Source organism: Paenibacillus sp. GXUN7292 (assembly GCF_050864975.1).
Lineage (GTDB): Bacteria > Bacillota > Bacilli > Paenibacillales > Paenibacillaceae > Pristimantibacillus.
Window position 1 is genome coordinate 14,730 of record NZ_JBOZWO010000035.1, and the last position, 18,933, is coordinate 33,662.

Genomic DNA, 18,933 nt, shown 5'->3' on the forward strand with positions numbered 1-18,933 from the left:
CAATCACACGGGCTGCTTGTATCCTGAAGAAGGGAAGGAGGCGCACGTTGTGCAGCAAACAACAGGAGTGCCGCGTAAACCAAGCCTGCCGTCGCGTCTGCTGAAGCAATGGCAAATCCAGCTAATGGCATTATGCGGCATCGTCTTTATACTGGTATTTTGCTATTTGCCGATGTTTGGAATCGTCATCGCTTTTAAAAAGGCAGACTATTCCGTCAATTTGATGAAAAGCCTGTCGGAAGCACCTTGGGTTGGCTGGGCTTACTTCAAAGAATTTATTAATGACTATCAATTCCGAGATATTTTATTCAACACGATTGGTTTGAACCTGCTTCAACTGATTATTAACTTTCCTGCGCCAATTATATTCGCCATTCTCATTAATGAAATTGCCAACAAACGCTACAAGCGGTTCGTGCAATCGATTACGTATTTCCCGCATTTTATCTCATGGATTGTGTTCGGCGGTATCGTCATTAATATGCTCTCGGTTGAATCAGGCATGGTCGTGCCGTTATTAATGAAACTGGGCATCATCGACGAGCCTGTCTCTTTCCTGGGAGAAGCTGGAGCGTTCTGGGGACTGATCATTATTACATCACTTATAAAAGGACTTGGCTGGGGCTCGATCATTTATTTGGCGGCAATCACATCGATTGATCCTACTCTTTATGAAGCCGCTACGATAGACGGAGCGGGACGCTTCCGCCGCATATGGCATATTACAATTCCGTCCATATCCGGTACGATTATCGTCTTTTTCCTGCTATCCGTCAGTAATTTGCTTAATTCATCCTTTGACCATATTTGGGTATTCCAAAACCCGCTCAATCTGGAGCGAAGCGAAGTTATTGATACATTCGTCTACAAAATGGGAATTACACAAATGCGTTACTCCTATACAACGGCAGTCGGCCTGTTCAAATCCGCAGTTGCTCTTATACTGCTTGTGACCGGTCACTTAATCAGTAAACGAGTAGCGGGCAGAGGGATATTTTGATAGGAGGAAGTAAAATGGTTGCTAAGCGGCTAGACTGGTTCAACATCGTAAACTACACATTGCTGGCCATTTTCTGTCTAATTACGATCTATCCGATCTACTTCGTGTTAATCGGTTCCTTTAATGAAGGCAACGACTATATGCGCGGAGGCATCTACCTGTTCCCAAGAGAGTTCAGCCTGTCCAATTACAGCGTGGTGTTGCAGGATGAGCGCCTTTTTACAGGTATGAAAATCAGCGTGCTGCGTACCGTCATCGGAACTGTAACGAGCATCCTCTTTACAGCGATGGTATCTTACGCGATGTCACGTAAAAACTTGATCGGACGCGGCCCATACTACTGGCTGCATTTGTTTACTTTATTTTTTAACGGCGGTCTTATTCCTTATTTTTTAGTACTCAAAAACATCTATTTAATCAACTCCTTTTGGGTATATATCATTCCGTCGCTATTCTCTGTATTCAACATGATTATTTTCAACTCGTTCTTCAGAGAAATACCAGAGGAGCTGCATGAATCTGCTACGGTCGACGGAGCAGGGGAGTTCCGTATCTTTTGGTCCATGTTCATTCCGCTCTCCGTACCCGTTCTGGCAACAGTGGCGTTATGGAATGCGGTGTACCACTGGAACTCCTTCTTCGACGCCATGATCTTTACGACTAATAAAGACTTAATGCCGCTACAACTGTTTCTGATGAAAATGATCCGCGAGGCGGACGTTATCTCCAACAGCCAATATATTCCGCCGCAAGTGAAAAAAAGCATCAGTGTGCAAACAATTCGTATGGCGGCTATTATGATCAGCACCGTACCGATCCTATGCGTGTATCCGTTCCTGCAAAGATACTTTGTAACGGGCTTTATGGTCGGTTCCTTGAAAGGGTAAGCAAGCAGATGCGGTGAGATGGTAAATAGGAGAAGGGAGGAAATAAATATGCCTGTGGCAGGAAAAATCTATGAAATGTTCAGTGATGCTGATCTTATCTATAACTATTGTCCTGCTCCCGTCTGTACGGATGAGGAAACGATGTACGTCTTTTATTGCGCCAACACTCAGCCGGGGCTGGTCATAGACGACATCTATGCGCGGAAAGGAAAGCTAAGGGACGGTTTATGGGAATTTGGCGAGAAGTTCCGCGTACTGGAGCCATCGCGACTCGGCTGGGACTGCATTCATGTATGCGATCCCGATGTCATTAAAGGGGAGTTCCACTACAAGGGAGAGACCTATAACTGGATGATGGTTTTTCTCGGCTGCGACATTCATTACAGCTACCATAACCAAATTGGCATAGCCTTCGCCAAACAGATTGAAGGACCCTATATCAAATACGATGCCAACCCTATTGTTGCTTATGAGGAGATGTTCCACTGGGGAGCGGGACAGCCTTGCATTTTATCGCTTGATGGCAAAGGGAAGTTTCGTATGCTATACACCAAATCCATTCATGAATACGAACGCAGAATGCATATTACGAAAACCTTCTGGCGCGATCTCGATTTCTCAAACGCCGACAATCCCATCATCGGAGAAGAAGTGCTGATGCATGAGGGTGGTGTATGGAATGCAACGTTAAATGATCAAGCGGATGAGCAAATCAGTAGTGACATAAATCAGCAAACAAGTGAAGGATATAATCCGGACCCTAACGTGTCTATCTTTAATCCGTCGATTTTATGGGATCGCCAAACGGATTGCTACTACTTGACCCGGGAAGGAACACCGTTCGACAAGGATCGGGTGCCAGGATTTATTTCATCCTATGTGCAACTGCTAGTTATACCGAGAGAAAAATTTGAGCGCAATGAGGGCGGCTGGCAGGTGCTTTACAACTACAGCGAAAAAGATACCGGCTTCCCGCGCAACCATAACGCCGGACTCATTAAAAATGATTACGGCTGGCGGATGCCGGGAACTGCGCTATCAACGGCTGTTACCGTGTCGAAGCTGCATCCGACTCATTTTCTCTGGACATATCGCATCTATCATACGGAGCTGAGCAGCGTCCGAAAGGAGGGCGACAGCTGATGTCGAGAATTTATGTTCTGCAAGCGGAGGATATTGCTATTGCCGCGGCCAGAATGAAAGTGGATATAAACTATATTGGCATTTTGGACGAGAAGACCAAGCGAAAGCTCGAAGACAACCATGTGTTTATTCGAGATTGGTGGACAGAGGGAGAGCTTCATACCCGGCGTCTGCAACGGCTGTATCATCAACTGATGCCTGGCGACACATTATTTTTAGCGGATGATTTGCCGCTGGAACAACGCGAAACAGCTATTCGTTATGCAAAAGAACGCAGTGCATTAACAGTATTTGTGCAACTAAATGGAATGGATAACTCATTTAACCGTGCAGCTAGTTCAACGAACTGTTTTACCGATATTGTAATTCACTATAAACAGGATGATGAGAGAGAAGGCAATGATATCCAAACAGCAGCAAACAAGTTTGCCATAGAACGAATTGAGCTTGCAGCTAATGAAAATATAATCGGGCTTTCTGGAGCGCTTGCCCTCTGTTTACTTAATGGTTTGAGGGGAAAAACAGCTGCCGAGTTTTACCGCAAAGCCGCAAAGTTTAAAGAACTGCCCTGGTATGACGAGGTGGCTTACAGCTAGGGATATAGCGATATGAAACAAATCTGAATAACAGGCAGCAGAACATAAACGGGAGTGACAACGATGCAACCTAGCTTTCCAGTGATTCCAGCAGATGAAATGATGCGTAAATTAACGCATCCCGGCAAAAAAATAAGAATGGTATTGGACACAGATACCTTTAACGAAATAGATGATCAGTTTGCAGTAACCTATGCGATCTTATCCTCTAATCAGATGGAGGTAGAAGCTTTTTATGCAGCTCCTTTCTATAATGAGTTGTCCGAAGGACCGGCAGATGGTATGGAAAAAAGCTATCAGGAAATACTCAAAATCAGAAAAATCTTGGGCAGTGAGGATATTCCAGTGTATCGCGGATCAGAAAGCTTTATGACGGAGGCGAATCGTCCGGTTGAAAGCGAAGCAGCCCGGAACCTGGTAGAGCGCGCTATGGCTTCCGAGCCTTCCGACCCGCTATATGTCGTTGGCATCGGCGCAATTACGAATGTGGCATCGGCTATTTTGATGGAGCCGGCTATTATTGAACGAATTGTAGTTGTATGGCTGGGCGGCAACGCCCTGGAATGGCCGGATACAAGAGAATTCAACCTCATGCAGGATATTCATTCGTCGCGTTTGCTGCTGGATTGCGGAGTGCCGCTAATTCTTGTACCATGCGTCGGCGTGGCAACGCATCTGCATACCAATCTTTCGGAGCTGAGAGATTATGTGAAGGGCAAAGGCGCGATCGGCGATTATTTGTATGAAACCTATAAAAACTGCGCCAAAGACCATTTTGCCTATTCGCGCGTCATTTGGGATATATCCGTCATAGCATGGCTCAACAACCCGCACTGGTGCTGGAGCTCGGTCGTTCACAGTCCAGTGCTATCCGACGACCTGCGCTGGAGTAAGGATACGAACCGACATTTCATCCGCTGTGCTTACTTTATTACGCGTGACCCGATCTTCAAGGATTTGTTTACTAAGATTGCGGAGAGTGCCGGGAGCGGCGAAGAGAGAAGCTAAGAAAGGAAATTATTGCATTGCCGACAATTAGACAAGTAGCAGCGCTAGCTGGTGTATCTGTAGCAACAGTTTCCCGCGTATTAAATGACAGAGGATATGTCCAAAAGGATACTAGAAAAAAAGTAGAAGATGCTATTAAAAAACTGAAGTTTATTCCAAATGAAGTGGCGCGTTCTTTATATAGGAAAGAGTCGCGTTTAATAGGCTTGCTATTGCCGGACATTACGAACTCATTTTTTCCTGAGTTGGCTCGCGGCGTAGAGGATGAGCTTCAGAATGAGGGGTTTTATTTGCTTTTTGGTAATTGTGACGAGAAGCTGGAAAAAGAACTAAATTATATACAAACTTTTGTACAAAATAATGTAGTAGGACTGATTTCTGCAACAAATCTAGTTGATAACGTCAACTATGAACATTTGTCCATTCCAACTGTATTTTTGGATTGCGGATCGATAAGAGAATCTTCTATTTACTTGAATGGTAAAGAAGGCGGCAGATTAGCAGCTCGTGAATTGGGAAAAGAAGCGGCCAAGTCATTGATAACTCTAATAAAGAAACAAGAGATTTAACAATCTCACATTATGTTAATAGTATCCTATGTGGGGTAACGAAAAATTTTATTCTCACAAAATCGGTCATAAGCTGCAGACATACGTGTAATCTTCTTCGTAGGCTTCTAGTGGTATTTGTTCTTTAAAACAAGCTGACTCTAATAGTTAACAATAGTCAGCTTGTTTGTCATATTATTAGGGTTTAGAGCTAAGTACAAACAATAATTTGTCTAACAAAATTGCCCTTTCTAGTAGTACAGCGATCTTGAATCGTCAAACCAGCAATCTTAATTAAATCATCGATCTCGCCAACAGTTACAATAACGGCTTTGTCTGCAATTCGGCGAGTATGCCGCAGCAAGGAAAGCTGTGCCTCAGGTGTTGTGTGCGAGAAGTGATTATAGGGCATATCTATAATAGTTGTATCGTAATGATCAGTCACCTCAGAAATATCGCCGCATACTACATCGGCTTGCAGGTTGAAATGAACTAAGTTTTCCCTCGTACCTCGAACAACGAAATGATTGATATCTCGTCCAACTATATTTATCCCCATGGAGAGCGCTTCGACTAGTACCGTCCCGATGCCGCAGCAGGGATCAATTGCGTTCACTCCTGTAGGTTCAGGGACAGCAATATTGGCGACAGCCCGCGCTACACGCGTACTCAGAGCAATGGAGTAGTTTCTTGGCTTTTTCATATGGTTTAACCAAATGGCTTTACTACTAATATAGTTGCCGAAATACCAGCGACCACCTATAGTTATGATGCCAAATAAGAAATCGGGCTGGCGCATACTGGCTTCAGCCTCGATGTATTCCCCGAGTGCCCGTTCAATGCTGCGCTGCTCTTCGAAGTCTAGTTCTTCCTCGGGTGCTAAATCATTTGTTTTTACAAAAATAATCTTAAAGGTTTTTTCGTTTAATTGTATCTGTTTAACCTGCGTTAATATTTCTTCGAGATTTTCACCTTCATACATGACTTCCAATCGTTCTCTCATAAAAGGGCTGCGGTCAGGCTGGACGGCTACAGGACTCATTAAAATTTTACCATTCGTATCTTTGCCGAAAAACATTCGCATCTCTAGCTGACATAGCCCGGTTTCCTCTACACGATACCCGTAAGTGTATATATATAATGGTTCTAATTTATTCATGTTCAGTATCGTCACATCCTTTTTATTAACGTACAGAACATCCTATTATACGCTAAATAAAGAAGAAGCGACATGTTGCTAGATAGGAGTAAGTATGCATAGGAAGCCTTCATTCGTAAATAATGACTAATAATGCTTCATAATGTGTAGCGAAATTTCTATAATAAAAATCAATAACGAGTATAATGAGAGTGTCGATTAATTGTGGCCAACTTTAGATAAAGTAAAGGAAGGAGAAGTGGAGAGCAAGATTGGAACTGGAGAAACGGTAGTGGCCGCCTTTGTATGGCAATTTTAACTGATAATTTGGTTAGAGAAAATTGACATACAACAGTGGTCGTAAGTCCAATCTTGTTCGCAGCTTCGTCTTTTTCCATTGCTTGTTGCACTATTCACAATTAATCGACAGTCACATAATAGATGCTATACTCAATAATGTTCGGCCTAGGTCGATATGTGGGATGAGCGAAAATAACGTAAATGAGGGTAATAATGGATCAGATGCAGTTTGCAGATTATCAAATAAGTGAAGAGATAATTAAAGCGCTAAGTAGCCTCGGCTACGAAACGCCAACAGAGGTTCAGACAAAGGTGATTCCAGTTGCACTAGAGAAGATGGATATTGTCGTTAAGTCACAGACAGGAAGCGGTAAAACAGCGGCCTACGGCATTCCATTGTGCGAGCTAGTGGACTGGAATGAGAATAAGCCTCAGGCGTTAATTTTAACGCCAACACGCGAGCTTGCGGTGCAGGTAAATGAGGATTTAACGAATATTGGGCGATACAAGCGAATTAAAGCGACAGCTCTTTATGGCAAGTACCCTTATCATATTCAAAAAGCTGAACTCAAGCAAAGAACACATATCGTTGTTGGAACACCTGGTCGAGTATTCGACCATATTGAACGCGGCTCGTTGTCTCTGGAGCGTATTGCTTACTTAGTTATAGATGAAGCGGATGAAATGCTGAATATGGGCTTTATTGAACAAGTACAGTCGATTATTCAGGCGCTGCCTAGTGACAGGGTTACGATGTTATTTTCGGCTACATTTCCAGAGGATGTGGCGAAGCTGTCAAGCCAGTATATGGATCATCCTGTTAATATTGAAATAAAGGCAAGCGGATTGACGACGACCACCATTGAGCATTCACTGATTGAAGTGAAGGAATCAGAAAAATTGACGCTTCTGCAAGATCTGCTTATTGTTGAGAACCCAGATAGCTGTATTATTTTTTGCCGTACACAGGAGCATGTGGATCTTCTATTTAAAAATATGATTGAGCTTGATTATCCTTGTGATCGTATTCATGGCGGTATGGAGCAGGAAGAACGTTTCGGAGTAATGAATGCCTTCAGGGGAGGGCAATTCCGTTACTTAATTGCTACAGACGTGGCAGCGCGAGGAATTGATATTACAAACATTACTCATGTTATAAACTATGATATTCCACTTGAGAAGGAAAGCTATGTTCATCGAACAGGACGTACAGGACGAGCTGGCAAGAGTGGTAAAGCAATAACCTTCATCACTCCTAATGATGGAAGACGACTAGCCGATATTGAAACGTATATTGGATTTTCTATAAGTAGAGTAAAGGCTCCCTCGGAGGTAGCTGTAAGCCTTCGTCGAGAAGCGTTTGAACGGAAAATAAAAGCTGGTCCTGATGTGACGAAGGATAAACGTGAGCAGCTGAATAAGCAAATCATGAAGCTTAATTTCAATGGCGGAAAGAAGAAAAAGCTTCGAGCTGTAGACTTTGTTGGAACAATAGCCAAGCTAGAAGGGGTAACGGCAGACGATATCGGTATTATTACGATACTGGACCATGTTACAGATGTTGAGATTTTGAATGGTAAAGGCTCGCTTGTACTTGAATTAATGAAGAATACGACTGTTAAAGGCAAGCTGCTAAAGGTGCGTAGGGGGAAGAAATAGCAGTATTTTGGTGAGCTCACCAAAGAACAAAAAGAAGAATGCTTAAAGCTTGCTAATCAAATGGATGAAAAGAGTGATATTTTAAAGGAAACTTCGGAAGAACTGCGGAGCTTCTAGTTTATTTTTTGCAAGAGGGGTTATGGTTAACATAGCTCCTCTTTTATTGTCCTAATTTAGAAAAACGTAGAAGAAGACAGTAATATTGAGAAAAGGGTGTTTTTACTTGCAACAAAGAAATCAGTTGAAGCTAAACAATTGACATGATATTATTTGAATGAACGTTCATTCAAATTCGAGGTGAAATACATGACTTCGCAAAGCAAAGAGCTGCAAACAAAATTCGAAGAAGGCTTCGAGGCGCTAGTTCCCGATGGTGCTGTCAGACAAATTATTTTGCATGCTATTGAGGTTTTTTCTAAAAAAGGATTCGTAGGCACGAAAATAAAAGACATTGCTGCAAGCGCAGGCTTCAGCCAAGGTTATGTGTATACCTATTTTAAATCCAAAGATGAAATTTTCACCAAAATTGTCGAGCTTGCATCGGAAGGAGCATGGCAGGCGGTTCGTGATGCTTCGGAGATGCCAGGAACACCGCTCGAAAAGATAAATTGTCTGACGGAAGCATTTTTATCTCCAGACAGTATAGCGATGCAGCATTGGAGACTGATTTTACTTCAAACCACTACATCTGAAGCGATACCGGAGGAAGCCAATCGAATAGCTAAAGAAAAGATGGGAAAACCGTTCGAATACTTAATCCCTTTAATCCTACAAGGCCAACAAGCGGGAGAGATCAAAGAGGATGATCCGATGCTGCTGGCTTTGACCTACTTTTCTTTTATACAGGGCTTAGCAATTTCCAAAATACAAACAACCAGTAAGCTTCCATTTCCATCAGCAGAGGTCGTTTTACGTTTTATGAGAAAGGATTAGCGAGTAATGCAAACTGGCTTGAGAGGAGACGGCTATGGTGAAAATATACAAGAACGATAAGGCTAAACAACAGGTTATAAGCTCATATAATCAATTGATGGACAGGTGGGAGGTACAATATCAAGAGCATACTGTCGATACGAAGTATGGTTTTACGCATTGCATAACTTGTGGCAAGCCGGAAAATCCGCCGCTCCTTTTGTTTCATGGTGTTGGAGATAATGCAGCCGTTATGTGGGTATTGAACATAAAGCAATTATCCACGCATTTTTATTGCATTGCCGTTGATACGATCGGCGGACCGGGAAAAAGTGTGCCTAATGAAAATTACACCAAGCACTCTTTTAACCAGGTAGAATGGATTAATGAAATTCTTGATCATTTTAACATCAAAAAAATCAATATGGCCGGCGTGTCCAATGGAGCATATATGGCGTATAACTATGCTGCCGTCAATCCAGATAGAGTCCATAAAGTGGTATGTCTAGAAGGAGGTATGGTTACAAATCCGTTAAAAGCGATGTTTAATACTCTCCTCATTATGTTCCCGGAAATACTGGTTCCCACCTATCGCAATTTATCCAAAGTGCTTAGAAAGCTAAGCTCGCCTCATACTGATCTTTTTGCTAAATACCCTATCATCGAAGAGCACCTTATCACGCTTATGAAAAGCCATAACCAACAAGCGATGTTTGCCCATAAAATAGAAAAGTATGACCGAAGCCGCGGTATCGCTGTCAGAGAGAAGCTTTATTTTTTAATAGCAGAGCATCACTTAAACCGGAAAAATGATCTTATACATACACTCGATGATGGCCGATATTACTATAAAGTGATTGCAAATGCCGGGCATGGCATAAATCATGAGCAGCCTGAAATTATTAATGATGAAATTATACAGTTCGTTCTAGGAGGCAGTAATGACAAGACAACGATAAGGAGTGCTTACAATTGATGCATTTATACGGGGCGGACCATCACCTTTTAATTTTATCGGATACGATTGATGCCGAAGTTCATCAGCATTCTTTTCTACAGGTGACCCTGTCCCTTCAGTCTGATTTCGAAATAGAAATAGAAGGGAATACAGTGCGCTGCGCCGGTATAGTCATTGATTCTCATGTCAATCATCGCCTGAACGGGGACGGTCAGCCTTTACTGCTGTTATTAATAGACAGCACCTCTAATTTGGCACGAAGCTTTAAGAAGTTGATTAATGGCAGTAATTATTATCAGTTTCCAAAAGACAGGCTAGAAAACACTGCATCATTTGTCCAGAGTCACTATTTGAACATTGAGGACAGCGACAGCTATCATCATTTTTTAGTACAGTTCTTAGATCAGCTTGGCACCAAGTATTTGCAGCCAGAGACGATTGATCCAAGAATCGCCCAATTTATCGATCATCTGAAAAACTGCAATGAACATGAGCATTCTGTGGATTCATATGCAAGCCAAGTCCATTTATCCAGCAGCAGGCTGTCGCATTTATTCAAGCAAAATACGGGCATATCCCTAAGCGGCTATATCGTTCTGCATAAGCTGCAGAAGGCGATTTATTTGATTTTTAATGGTCAAAGCATTACAGATGCGGCCTTAGCTGCAGGCTTTGACAGTCCTTCCCATCTGGCTGCTACGAGCAAGCGATTGCTTGGCATGGCAGCTAAGGATATTAGAAAAGATAGCAGCTTTTTGAAAGTTTCATGCTTGCTATAATCGTATAGTAAAGGCAGGAGGTGCTGTTATGAAACAATATACGAAAGAAACAGCGTTGCTTAACTTTACTCATCCTGAAATTCAACAATTAGTAAATAAAAAACAGTGGGGCCGTCAAGCTCCCAAGGATCAAATATTAAACATTTATAATTACGTTAGAGATGAAATATTGTTCGGATATAATAGAGCTGATGATATACCGGCTTCAGAGGTTTTGATGGATGGCTACGGTCAATGCAATACAAAGGGCGTTCTTTTTATGGCGCTGCTAAGAGCTGTTGGGGTGCCTTGCCGCATGCATGGTTTTACGATTGATAAAAAGCTGCAAAAAGGCGCAATGAAAAGCTGGTATTATGAGCTTTCGCCTAATGAAATCGTTCATAGCTGGGTAGAGGTATTCTATGAGAACAAGTGGTATAATCTCGAAGGGTTTATATTGGATGTTCCTTATTTGACAAAGCTGCAGGAGAAATTCGATGATTGCCAGGGCTCGTTCTGCGGTTATGGTGTTGCTACCGACAATTTTCAAAACCCGGATATTTATTGGAACGAAAATGATACCTATGTACAAAAAGAAGGCATTGTGCGTGATTTGGGACTTTATGATAGCGCAGATGATTTTTTCGCCAAGCACAATCAGAATTTGAGCCCACTGCGAAAAAAAATATTCCAGCATGTGGTTCGGCATCTTATGAATCGGAATGTTAGCAAAATAAGGTTGAGTACAAAATAACTGATTTACGTACAAAAGCGTGTCTCAGGAGACTGTCGATTCATTGTGGATAGCTGCAACACGCAATAGAAAAGGGGGCCTCTGCGATCAAGATTGGGATTCCGACCGCTGTTGTAGTCTAATTTTTTTGATGAAATAACCCCTGTAAAGGATAAAATTAGCCTACAAAGGCGGACGCTACCGCTTCTCCATTCCCATTCTTGCTCTCCGTTTCCCCTTTCTCATTGCTTATAAATAGTTGCCCACAATGAATCGACACTCTCCTCAGTTCCGTTAGCTTTTTCAACGGCCTGAGGAAATACATGTAGATTCTTTTATTTTGGTAAAATGAAGAAACTAGATGTACAAAAGCATTTAGCTTCCAACAGTTCAAAATAAAGGTACAATGGTAAGGCCAACTATAGCAGACTAAAGTCTAGCAGTTGGCCTCTTAAGGTTCATCTTCCCGGAGGGTCTACTCTTTTTCTAACCAGAAATACTCGCCTTTCTCATTATCACATTCCGTAAGTGCATAATATTCCTTACCATTGTCATGCTTCTTGACTTCGATTCCCTTGCAGCTCGCCTGCGGTCTTTTGGAATCAACACCGAAGTTATCCATAGAGTTATCATAAACAAATTTAATGGTTTCCCCGTTGTAGGTCAATTCGTACAAAATAGGATCTCCCTCAATCGTATATTGCGTGACGCGGACCTTATCTTTTACCTCCAACTTTACGTTACTCGTAAACTCAGTCCATCTCTCAGCATTCGTATATTTACCATGAACATTTACGACATCGCCGTTTTGCGCTGCTAGTTCAGGCGTATAAGGCTTTTTAACTTCAGGAAAGTCAGGCTCCTCTGTAGGCGTAGGCTTATCATCTTCATTAGAATTAGGGGCTTGAGTCTGCATTTCTATAAGATCTTGATCATTTGGGTTTTGCTTCGTTTCATTGCCGCATGCTGCGAGCAAAAGCACAGCAACTGCCAGTATGCATATTAATTTTTTCATAATATCACCCTCCTAGCTCATTGACGAGTAGTAGGGCTCAATTGTTTCAACAACAATGTCAATGAGCAATGGAGATAGCAAAATAAATTCGTCGTAACGTTAAGTAATAGTAATTGAAATTTATCTATTAACATAGTAAGATGTTTGAAACAATATTTTCCAAAAGAGGGATGAGAGTGAAGTTTTCGTATAAAGTAGTTTCGTTTATAGTTGTAATACTGCTTGCATTTGCCACAACAGCTTCAGCACACTCAGGAAGAACGGATGCAAACGGGGGGCATAACTGCTCGGAGAAATCCAAAGCCAAAGGGCTTTGCACAGGCTATCATTATCATAATTCCGGTAAAGATTCAGATAGCAGCAAGTCATCGAACAGCAAATCGTCAAGCAGCAGCTCGTCTAGTAAATCTTCCAACAGTAAGTCAACTACAAGCTCAAAAAGCAGTTCTGCAAGTTATACAAAATCTTCAGTAAAGCTATTTGTAAATTCCAAGGAAGTTAAGCTGAAGGATGCTCCAGTAATAAAAAACAACAGTAATTACTTTTCGATTCAAGAGGTAGCCAAAGCGGTAGGGGCAACGGTAACGACGGACAGTAAGAAATCGACGATTACGATTGAAAAGGGCAAGAAGAAGATTGTATTTAATGAAAAAAATGATAAGGTGTTAAATGTTAACGGCAAAAAGTATGCGCCAATCCGTTCCATCGTCGAAGGGCTTGGAGCAAAGGTAACGTTTGATCAAGACAAAAATGCGGTCCACGTCACACTTAAATAACATAAAAGAAGCCCTCCAGAAATGGCTGCCTGACGCATCCATCAAGGAGAGGCTTCTTTTTATTTTTTTAAAAATAGAGAAGACATTCTTCACGTAGTATAGTATGTTTATGGAAAATTAATAGGTAGAAAAAGGGGGAGCTATGAAAAAATTTGACGAAGGTTACGCCAAGAAATTAACTCTTTTAATTCTTTTTACAATTGCTATTTCCTTTTTTCTAACGGGTTATATTGTGTTTTCTCAATCCAGCAAGCTAATAAAAGCTGAGGTAGAGAATAAGCTGACACTGCAAAGTAAAGCTTTGGCCAATTTGATGAATGCTTTTTTTATTCAAAAAGGCACAATGGTCAGGCAGCTGAGCACCAGCCAAGCGATTATTAATTATTTAAAAGCAGTGCAATCAGGAGACGAGGCTTTCTCTAACCCTTATTATAAAGAAGCTGCAGCTGAGCTTGATGCGGTAAAAGCATTGGATAATACGCTGGGGCTCGTTTGGATCGGCAGCCAAACAGGCAATTTTTTTATCGGAAATGAAAATGTGACAGCAACGAAAGAGTGGAATATGCAAGATCGTCCCTGGTATAAAGAGGCTATAAGTTCAGATGATGTTTTTTTTACTGAACCCTATAAAGATTATTTAACTGGAAAGCTCGTAACTAGCGGTATTTTTAAAATTGTTGAAAACGATGTTTTACTTGGCTTTATTGCCGCTGATATACTGCTGGACGATATTCCCAAGTTTATGAAATCTTATCCGATTGGCGAGACGGGCTATCCTATTTTGTTATCGAGAAAAGGTACCATTTTGTATCACCCCAAGGATGAGTTAATCGGGAAAGAAACGCTTATGGAGCAGTCCGGCGACATAGGAGATATAGGCAAACATATGGTAGCTGGTGAGATGGGATTGCAAGTTGCAACTGTCAATGGACATAAAGAATATATTGGATATGCCCCTATAATTGACTCAAATTGGTCGGTTGCTGCTGCATTGCCTACTCGCGAAGCACTGCAGCAATTAGATGATATGAAGCAGTTAACTATTATTATATATGGGATATCTATTTGCTTTCTTGTCAGTTTATTGTATTTGTTATTGCGATACATGCTGCGGGAGCAAAAAAGAGCGCAAACAGAGCTGTTGCACGCTAAGGAAGAGGCAGAAGAAGCGAATCAGGCGAAAACTCATTTTCTTGCCAGAATGAGTCATGAAATACGAACGCCTATGAATGGCATTATGGGATTATCGGAATTGATGAAGAAAACCAGGATGACGGGTGTTCAGCAAGATTATTTGACAAAGATTATGTCGTCCTCACGTTTGCTGTTGCGAATCATTAATGAAATATTGGATTTCTCCAAGGTTGAAGCGGGCAAGCTGGAAATAGAAAAGGTGCCGTTCCGCCCCGATGAGCTTTTACAGGATTTATCTAATATGCTGGGCATCTATCTTGGAACAAAGCAGTTAGAGATTATTATAGATACAGGACAGGAAATCCCGGAGCAATTAATAGGAGACCCGCATCGTCTGGAGCAGGTGCTGTTGAATCTATGCAGCAATTCAATAAAGTTTACGGAGCAAGGGTTCGTTTCGCTGAGTTTGAAGGTAGAGGAGCAGTTGGAGCATAAGCTCATAATCAGGTTTGTCGTAGAGGATACAGGAATTGGGATGTCGGCAGAGCAGATGCGCAATCTATTTGAACCTTTTTCACAAGCAGATGGCTCAACTAGCAGAAGATACGGGGGAACAGGGCTTGGACTTGTTATTTCACAAAATTTAATTAAGATGATGGGCGGCAAGCTGGAAGCATCCAGTGAACTAGGTAAAGGCAGTTTGTTTTCATTTACGCTGCCATTCGAAACAATGTCAAAAAAGTATGAAAGTAGTTTCAGACTGCATCTGGAAAACGGCAGCCTGACTGCTCTTGTTATCGAAAACCATGACAGGATGCGAGAAAATCTTGCTAAAATGTTGGAATCCTTTCTATTATCAACGACAATCGTTCCTAATTGGCAGGAGGCCATTCATTTGTTAGAGCAACAGTCCGTTGAGGGCGGGTTTAGTTTTATTTTGCTCGATATGGAAGCTGATGATATGTATGGAGTAGAAACCTTAAGCCGGCTGCAGGAACTCGCGCGAAAGAGCAATAGTATAACGATTGCAATGACGTCCGAATACGGCAGGGATGAATTAGCGACGATTGAAGAGACGGCCAAGCCTAATGCGGCTTTGATTAAACCTATTAATCGATTAAATTTGTTTAAGGCTCTCCAGTCAACTCTTGAGCAAAGGCGGGAGTTATCCTCTCTCTCAAGCTTGGATGCGTTCAAGATGGATAACAGTATAAGCGGCTATAAAGGAAGCATTTTGCTTGCAGAGGATCATGAAATTAATCAACAGGTGGCGGTTGAGCTATTACAAGACCAGGGATATTCGGTTACTGTCGCTAAAAATGGGCATGAGGTTTTGGAAAAGCTGGATAGTACAAGCTGGGATTTAATTCTGATGGATGTGCATATGCCTGATATGGATGGATGCGAGGCTACTTTGATTGTTCGGCAAGATAAACGGTACGATAGCTTGCCTATTGTGGCAATTACCGCGAGTGTCATTAAAGAAGAGCATGACAAATGTTATCAAGCGGGGATGAATGACGTACTTACGAAGCCAATCGATTTTGAAGAAATGTCTTATTTGCTGGGAAAGTACATTCCTCTGCCCTATTTGGATGTACCCAAAGTTATGGAACGGTTAAATGGAAAGATGCGGATTTATGAGCATATGCTTAAAAAATTTGAGTGGGAATATGCAGGCTTTGGAGACAAGCTCCGGGAAACGCTGAGTAAAGGCGATTATGCTACAACTAAGCGCTTAGTGCATACGTTGAGCGGAGTTGCTGGAAATCTATCGGCTGAACGATTGTTTATTGCTTCAAAACAGTTTGAGGAAAAGCTTAATCAATCTTTATATGCGAATGAGTATCAAGAATATACGAAGGATATGAAGGAATTAGAGCAGCATTTAGAAAATGTCTTAACTTTAATACGTAGAACTGTACAAAACTGATATTGTCTTAACATTTTTCTGAATTTTAGCTTCAAACTGAATACAATTAGCGATTTATTTGTTAAAATACGTTGTATGTATGAAAAAAGTATGAAGAAAGTTTTAAAAATATAAGAAAGTATAAGTTTTCACCATGTAGGTATAAAGTAACACTGTCTTTTCAGAAGAAAAGGGGGGGACCGGTGTACAAAATATTAATTATTGAGGACGACCAGATCATGGGCGAAATGTTGGCCATGTATTTATCAGAAGAAGGATTTAATGTGCAGACAGCAGAAAACGGTCAAAAAGGGATCGAATTGTCTAAACAATTTTCACCTGATGTCATTCTTCTAGACATGGTTCTGCCGGATAAAAGCGGGCTCGAAATATGTAAAGAGATTCGAAGCTTTTCTACAACCCCGATTCTTATTGTATCCATGAAAACAGAAGTGTCGGAACGGGTGGATGCTTTGAAGGCTGGTGCTGACGATTACTTGTGCAAGCCTTTTAGCATGAGAGAATTAACAGCCAGAATTGAAGTGCTGATTAGACGAACTTATAAGTATCCGAAAGTTGATGAAGCAGAGGAAGAAAATTTAACCGAGCTGGTTAGTAAAAGCGATGCCGTTATGCTTGATTTAGATAGAAGATTAATTTATTTAAACAATGTTTATATCGAAACGACTTTTTCTGAGTTTGAAATTATGCGATTATTTATTACAAATGAAGAGAAAGTATTTAGCAGAGAAGAGCTCCTTAACGAGTTAAGGGGGTATGATTCATTTGTTACAGACAGAACGATTGACGTACATATTGCCAACTTGCGTAAAAAAATCGAGATTAATCCCAAGGAACCGAAATATATTAGAACAGTCTGGGGAGTAGGTTATAAGTTTGTCTCCAGAATATAGAAGAGCGGCAAAAACATCATTTCCATGCGAAGTGATGTTTTTTGTTTATACTTTTCTCAAACCTATTCGTTAACTTTTTTAATAACTTTTTCCTATTATGACTTTAATAGAGTAAATGTGCGGAGGCGGAATAGTGTGTTAAAGGAGCAGTGTTCGGAAGAAACGAGCAGGATCGCAGATGAATTGGAATATGCATTGGAAAAGCGTCAGCTTTCGCTTCATTATCAACCGCAATTTGAGTTCCCATCTGGGAATATTAGAGGCTTCGAGGCTTTGCTTAGATGGCATCATCCGGAGCTTGGTTCTATATCACCACTCAGGTTCATCCCTATTGCAGAAGAGACGGGTTTGATTGATTCAATCGGCATGTGGGTTATGCATCAGGCTTGTGAAAAGATTCGACAGATTCAAAAAAGTCATTTGCCCAACTCCATTATTTCCGTGAATATTTCAGCTATTCAACTAAACAATCCATTTTTTTTCGAAAATGTGATGAACGTGTTGCACCAAACATCGATAGCTCCCCAATACTTGGAGCTGGAATTAACGGAAAGCACCAATATAGCTTGTATAAACAATGGAACAGATACGTTGCGGGCGCTGGCTCTCCAAGGAATCAAAATAGCTTTGGACGACTTCGGGGTAGAAAATAACTCCCTTTTGCAGCTGCAGAAGCTTCCGCTTTCCACAATAAAAATAGACCGCAGTTTTGTAATAAATATGATGCATGACTCACGCTGCAAAATTATTACAGAATGGGTGATCACACTTGCAAGAAAACTGGGTCTAATTGTAATCGCAGAGGGTGTTGAATCCTTTGAGCAGCTGCATCAGCTGCGGCAATGGGAATGTGAATATATTCAAGGTTATTTGTTAAGCCGGCCATTAAGCGAACAAGAATTGTTACTTCTCGCTAAAAGCTACCTTTAGCCCGATAAGAGCGAACAGGGAGCCTTGAATCATATTCATTTTGCTTGATATAAACGTGCTTTTGCGCAGCAGATGTCCTACTTTTTCAGCAAAAATGCTGACAGCAACCAAGAAGATCAAGGATTCGATCAAAAAGATGAAGCCAAGCACAAGCATTTGCACCGTAACATTGTGCTGGTAATTAACAAACTGCGGCAGCAGCGCCAGAAAAAATAAAGAGAGCTTCGGATTCAAGAGGCTCATAATAACGCCTTTTTTGTATAAAGAGGTGTAGTTTTGCATACCGCTGCTTTTTAAGGATGGATCGAAGGACTTCTCTCTAAACGACTTGTATGCCAAAAACAGCAAATAAGCGGCTCCGGCGTATTTGACGATAGAGAAAGCTAATGCAGATTGGTAGATAACAGCAGAAAGGCCTACCGTCGCAGCTGTAATGTGACCAAGCAGCCCTGTGCAAAGTCCGAAGGTTGTCGCTAGGCCGGCCTTGCGATTTTGCGCTATGCTCTGTGCAAGCACAAACATATTGTCTGGACCAGGCATAATAGTAAGCATAATCGCTACGCCGAGAAAAGATAGAAGAGTTAAACCGTCGATGATGATCACCTCATTTGG

The 18,933-nt window shown here is 41.5% G+C and carries 17 protein-coding genes and 1 pseudogene; 15 read left to right on the top strand and 3 right to left on the bottom strand.

The genetic code is table 11. The features are described from left to right. Positions 1 to 49 precede the first annotated feature (49 nt). The 6 genes and pseudogenes from ACRRU2_RS22250 to ACRRU2_RS22275 form a co-directional block, all read left to right on the top strand. The gene (locus ACRRU2_RS22250) at positions 50 to 1,000 is read left to right on the top strand and encodes an ABC transporter permease (protein WP_432505086.1); all 951 of its coding nucleotides are present in this window, start codon (positions 50 to 52) and stop codon (positions 998 to 1,000) included. A 14-nt stretch (positions 1,001 to 1,014) separates the two neighbouring features. After that, complete coding sequence (locus ACRRU2_RS22255; RefSeq protein ID WP_432505088.1) at positions 1,015 to 1,887, top strand: carbohydrate ABC transporter permease; 873 nt, start codon at positions 1,015 to 1,017, stop codon at positions 1,885 to 1,887. A gap of 48 nt (positions 1,888 to 1,935) precedes the next feature. Further along, positions 1,936 to 3,030, top strand: a complete 1,095-nt coding sequence (locus ACRRU2_RS22260; RefSeq protein WP_432505090.1) for a hypothetical protein — start codon at positions 1,936 to 1,938, stop codon at positions 3,028 to 3,030. Next, on the top strand, positions 3,030 to 3,626 hold the full coding sequence (locus ACRRU2_RS22265; RefSeq protein ID WP_432505092.1) for a hypothetical protein: 597 nt from the start codon (positions 3,030 to 3,032) through the stop codon (positions 3,624 to 3,626). The genes ACRRU2_RS22260 and ACRRU2_RS22265 overlap by 1 nt, the downstream gene beginning before the upstream one ends. A 63-nt stretch (positions 3,627 to 3,689) precedes the next feature. Beyond that, positions 3,690 to 4,634, top strand: a complete 945-nt coding sequence (locus ACRRU2_RS22270) for a nucleoside hydrolase (RefSeq protein WP_331700037.1) — start codon at positions 3,690 to 3,692, stop codon at positions 4,632 to 4,634. Positions 4,635 to 4,651: 17 nt separating this feature from the next. Beyond that, positions 4,652 to 5,188: pseudogene (locus tag ACRRU2_RS22275) on the top strand (LacI family DNA-binding transcriptional regulator); the annotation flags it as partial. A 205-nt stretch (positions 5,189 to 5,393) separates the two neighbouring features. On the opposite strand, the gene ACRRU2_RS22280 reads toward ACRRU2_RS22275, so the two are convergent. Then, positions 5,394 to 6,347: a TRM11 family SAM-dependent methyltransferase gene (locus ACRRU2_RS22280; protein WP_432505150.1), complete on the bottom strand. Its 954-nt coding sequence runs from the start codon at positions 6,345 to 6,347 to the stop codon at positions 5,394 to 5,396. A 486-nt stretch (positions 6,348 to 6,833) separates the two neighbouring features. On the opposite strand from ACRRU2_RS22280, the gene ACRRU2_RS22285 reads away from it, so the two are divergent. From ACRRU2_RS22285 to ACRRU2_RS22305, 5 genes are all read left to right on the top strand, one after another. After that, complete coding sequence (locus tag ACRRU2_RS22285; RefSeq protein ID WP_432505094.1) at positions 6,834 to 8,279, top strand: DEAD/DEAH box helicase; 1,446 nt, start codon at positions 6,834 to 6,836, stop codon at positions 8,277 to 8,279. A gap of 306 nt (positions 8,280 to 8,585) precedes the next feature. After that, positions 8,586 to 9,212, top strand: a complete 627-nt coding sequence (locus ACRRU2_RS22290) for a TetR/AcrR family transcriptional regulator (protein ID WP_432505096.1) — start codon at positions 8,586 to 8,588, stop codon at positions 9,210 to 9,212. A 34-nt stretch (positions 9,213 to 9,246) separates the two neighbouring features. Beyond that, complete coding sequence (locus ACRRU2_RS22295; RefSeq protein ID WP_432505098.1) at positions 9,247 to 10,167, top strand: alpha/beta fold hydrolase; 921 nt, start codon at positions 9,247 to 9,249, stop codon at positions 10,165 to 10,167. Then, positions 10,167 to 10,928 carry a helix-turn-helix domain-containing protein gene (locus ACRRU2_RS22300; RefSeq protein ID WP_432505152.1) on the top strand — a complete coding sequence of 254 codons (762 nt, stop codon included), beginning with the start codon at positions 10,167 to 10,169 and terminating at the stop codon, positions 10,926 to 10,928. Before ACRRU2_RS22295 ends, ACRRU2_RS22300 begins: the two co-directional genes overlap by 1 nt. Positions 10,929 to 10,956: 28 nt before the next feature. Next, positions 10,957 to 11,661: a transglutaminase-like domain-containing protein gene (locus tag ACRRU2_RS22305; protein ID WP_331700040.1), complete on the top strand. Its 705-nt coding sequence runs from the start codon at positions 10,957 to 10,959 to the stop codon at positions 11,659 to 11,661. A gap of 454 nt (positions 11,662 to 12,115) precedes the next feature. On the opposite strand, the gene ACRRU2_RS22310 is transcribed toward ACRRU2_RS22305, so the two are convergent. After that, entirely contained in the window at positions 12,116 to 12,655 is a 540-nt protein-coding gene (locus ACRRU2_RS22310) for a DUF4362 domain-containing protein (protein WP_432505100.1), read from the bottom strand. 176 nt (positions 12,656 to 12,831) lie between these two features. Here ACRRU2_RS22310 and ACRRU2_RS22315 point away from each other — a divergent pair, with 176 nt between their 5' ends. The 4 genes from ACRRU2_RS22315 to ACRRU2_RS22330 all read left to right on the top strand — a co-directional run bounded on the left by ACRRU2_RS22315 (position 12,832) and on the right by ACRRU2_RS22330 (position 18,321). Next, the gene (locus ACRRU2_RS22315) at positions 12,832 to 13,431 is read left to right on the top strand and encodes a stalk domain-containing protein (RefSeq protein ID WP_432505102.1); all 600 of its coding nucleotides are present in this window, start codon (positions 12,832 to 12,834) and stop codon (positions 13,429 to 13,431) included. A gap of 142 nt (positions 13,432 to 13,573) precedes the next feature. Continuing rightward, positions 13,574 to 16,498: a response regulator gene (locus ACRRU2_RS22320; RefSeq protein ID WP_432505104.1), complete on the top strand. Its 2,925-nt coding sequence runs from the start codon at positions 13,574 to 13,576 to the stop codon at positions 16,496 to 16,498. A gap of 182 nt (positions 16,499 to 16,680) precedes the next feature. Then, positions 16,681 to 17,391 carry a response regulator transcription factor gene (locus ACRRU2_RS22325; protein ID WP_331700044.1) on the top strand — a complete coding sequence of 237 codons (711 nt, stop codon included), beginning with the start codon at positions 16,681 to 16,683 and terminating at the stop codon, positions 17,389 to 17,391. Between the two features lie 135 nt (positions 17,392 to 17,526). Beyond that, positions 17,527 to 18,321 carry a putative bifunctional diguanylate cyclase/phosphodiesterase gene (locus ACRRU2_RS22330; protein ID WP_432505107.1) on the top strand — a complete coding sequence of 265 codons (795 nt, stop codon included), beginning with the start codon at positions 17,527 to 17,529 and terminating at the stop codon, positions 18,319 to 18,321. Here ACRRU2_RS22330 and ACRRU2_RS22335 read toward each other — a convergent pair. Next, on the bottom strand, positions 18,295 to 18,915 hold the full coding sequence (locus tag ACRRU2_RS22335) for a LysE family translocator (protein WP_432505154.1): 621 nt from the start codon (positions 18,913 to 18,915) through the stop codon (positions 18,295 to 18,297). The genes ACRRU2_RS22330 and ACRRU2_RS22335 overlap by 27 nt on opposite strands. Positions 18,916 to 18,933 lie beyond the last annotated feature (18 nt).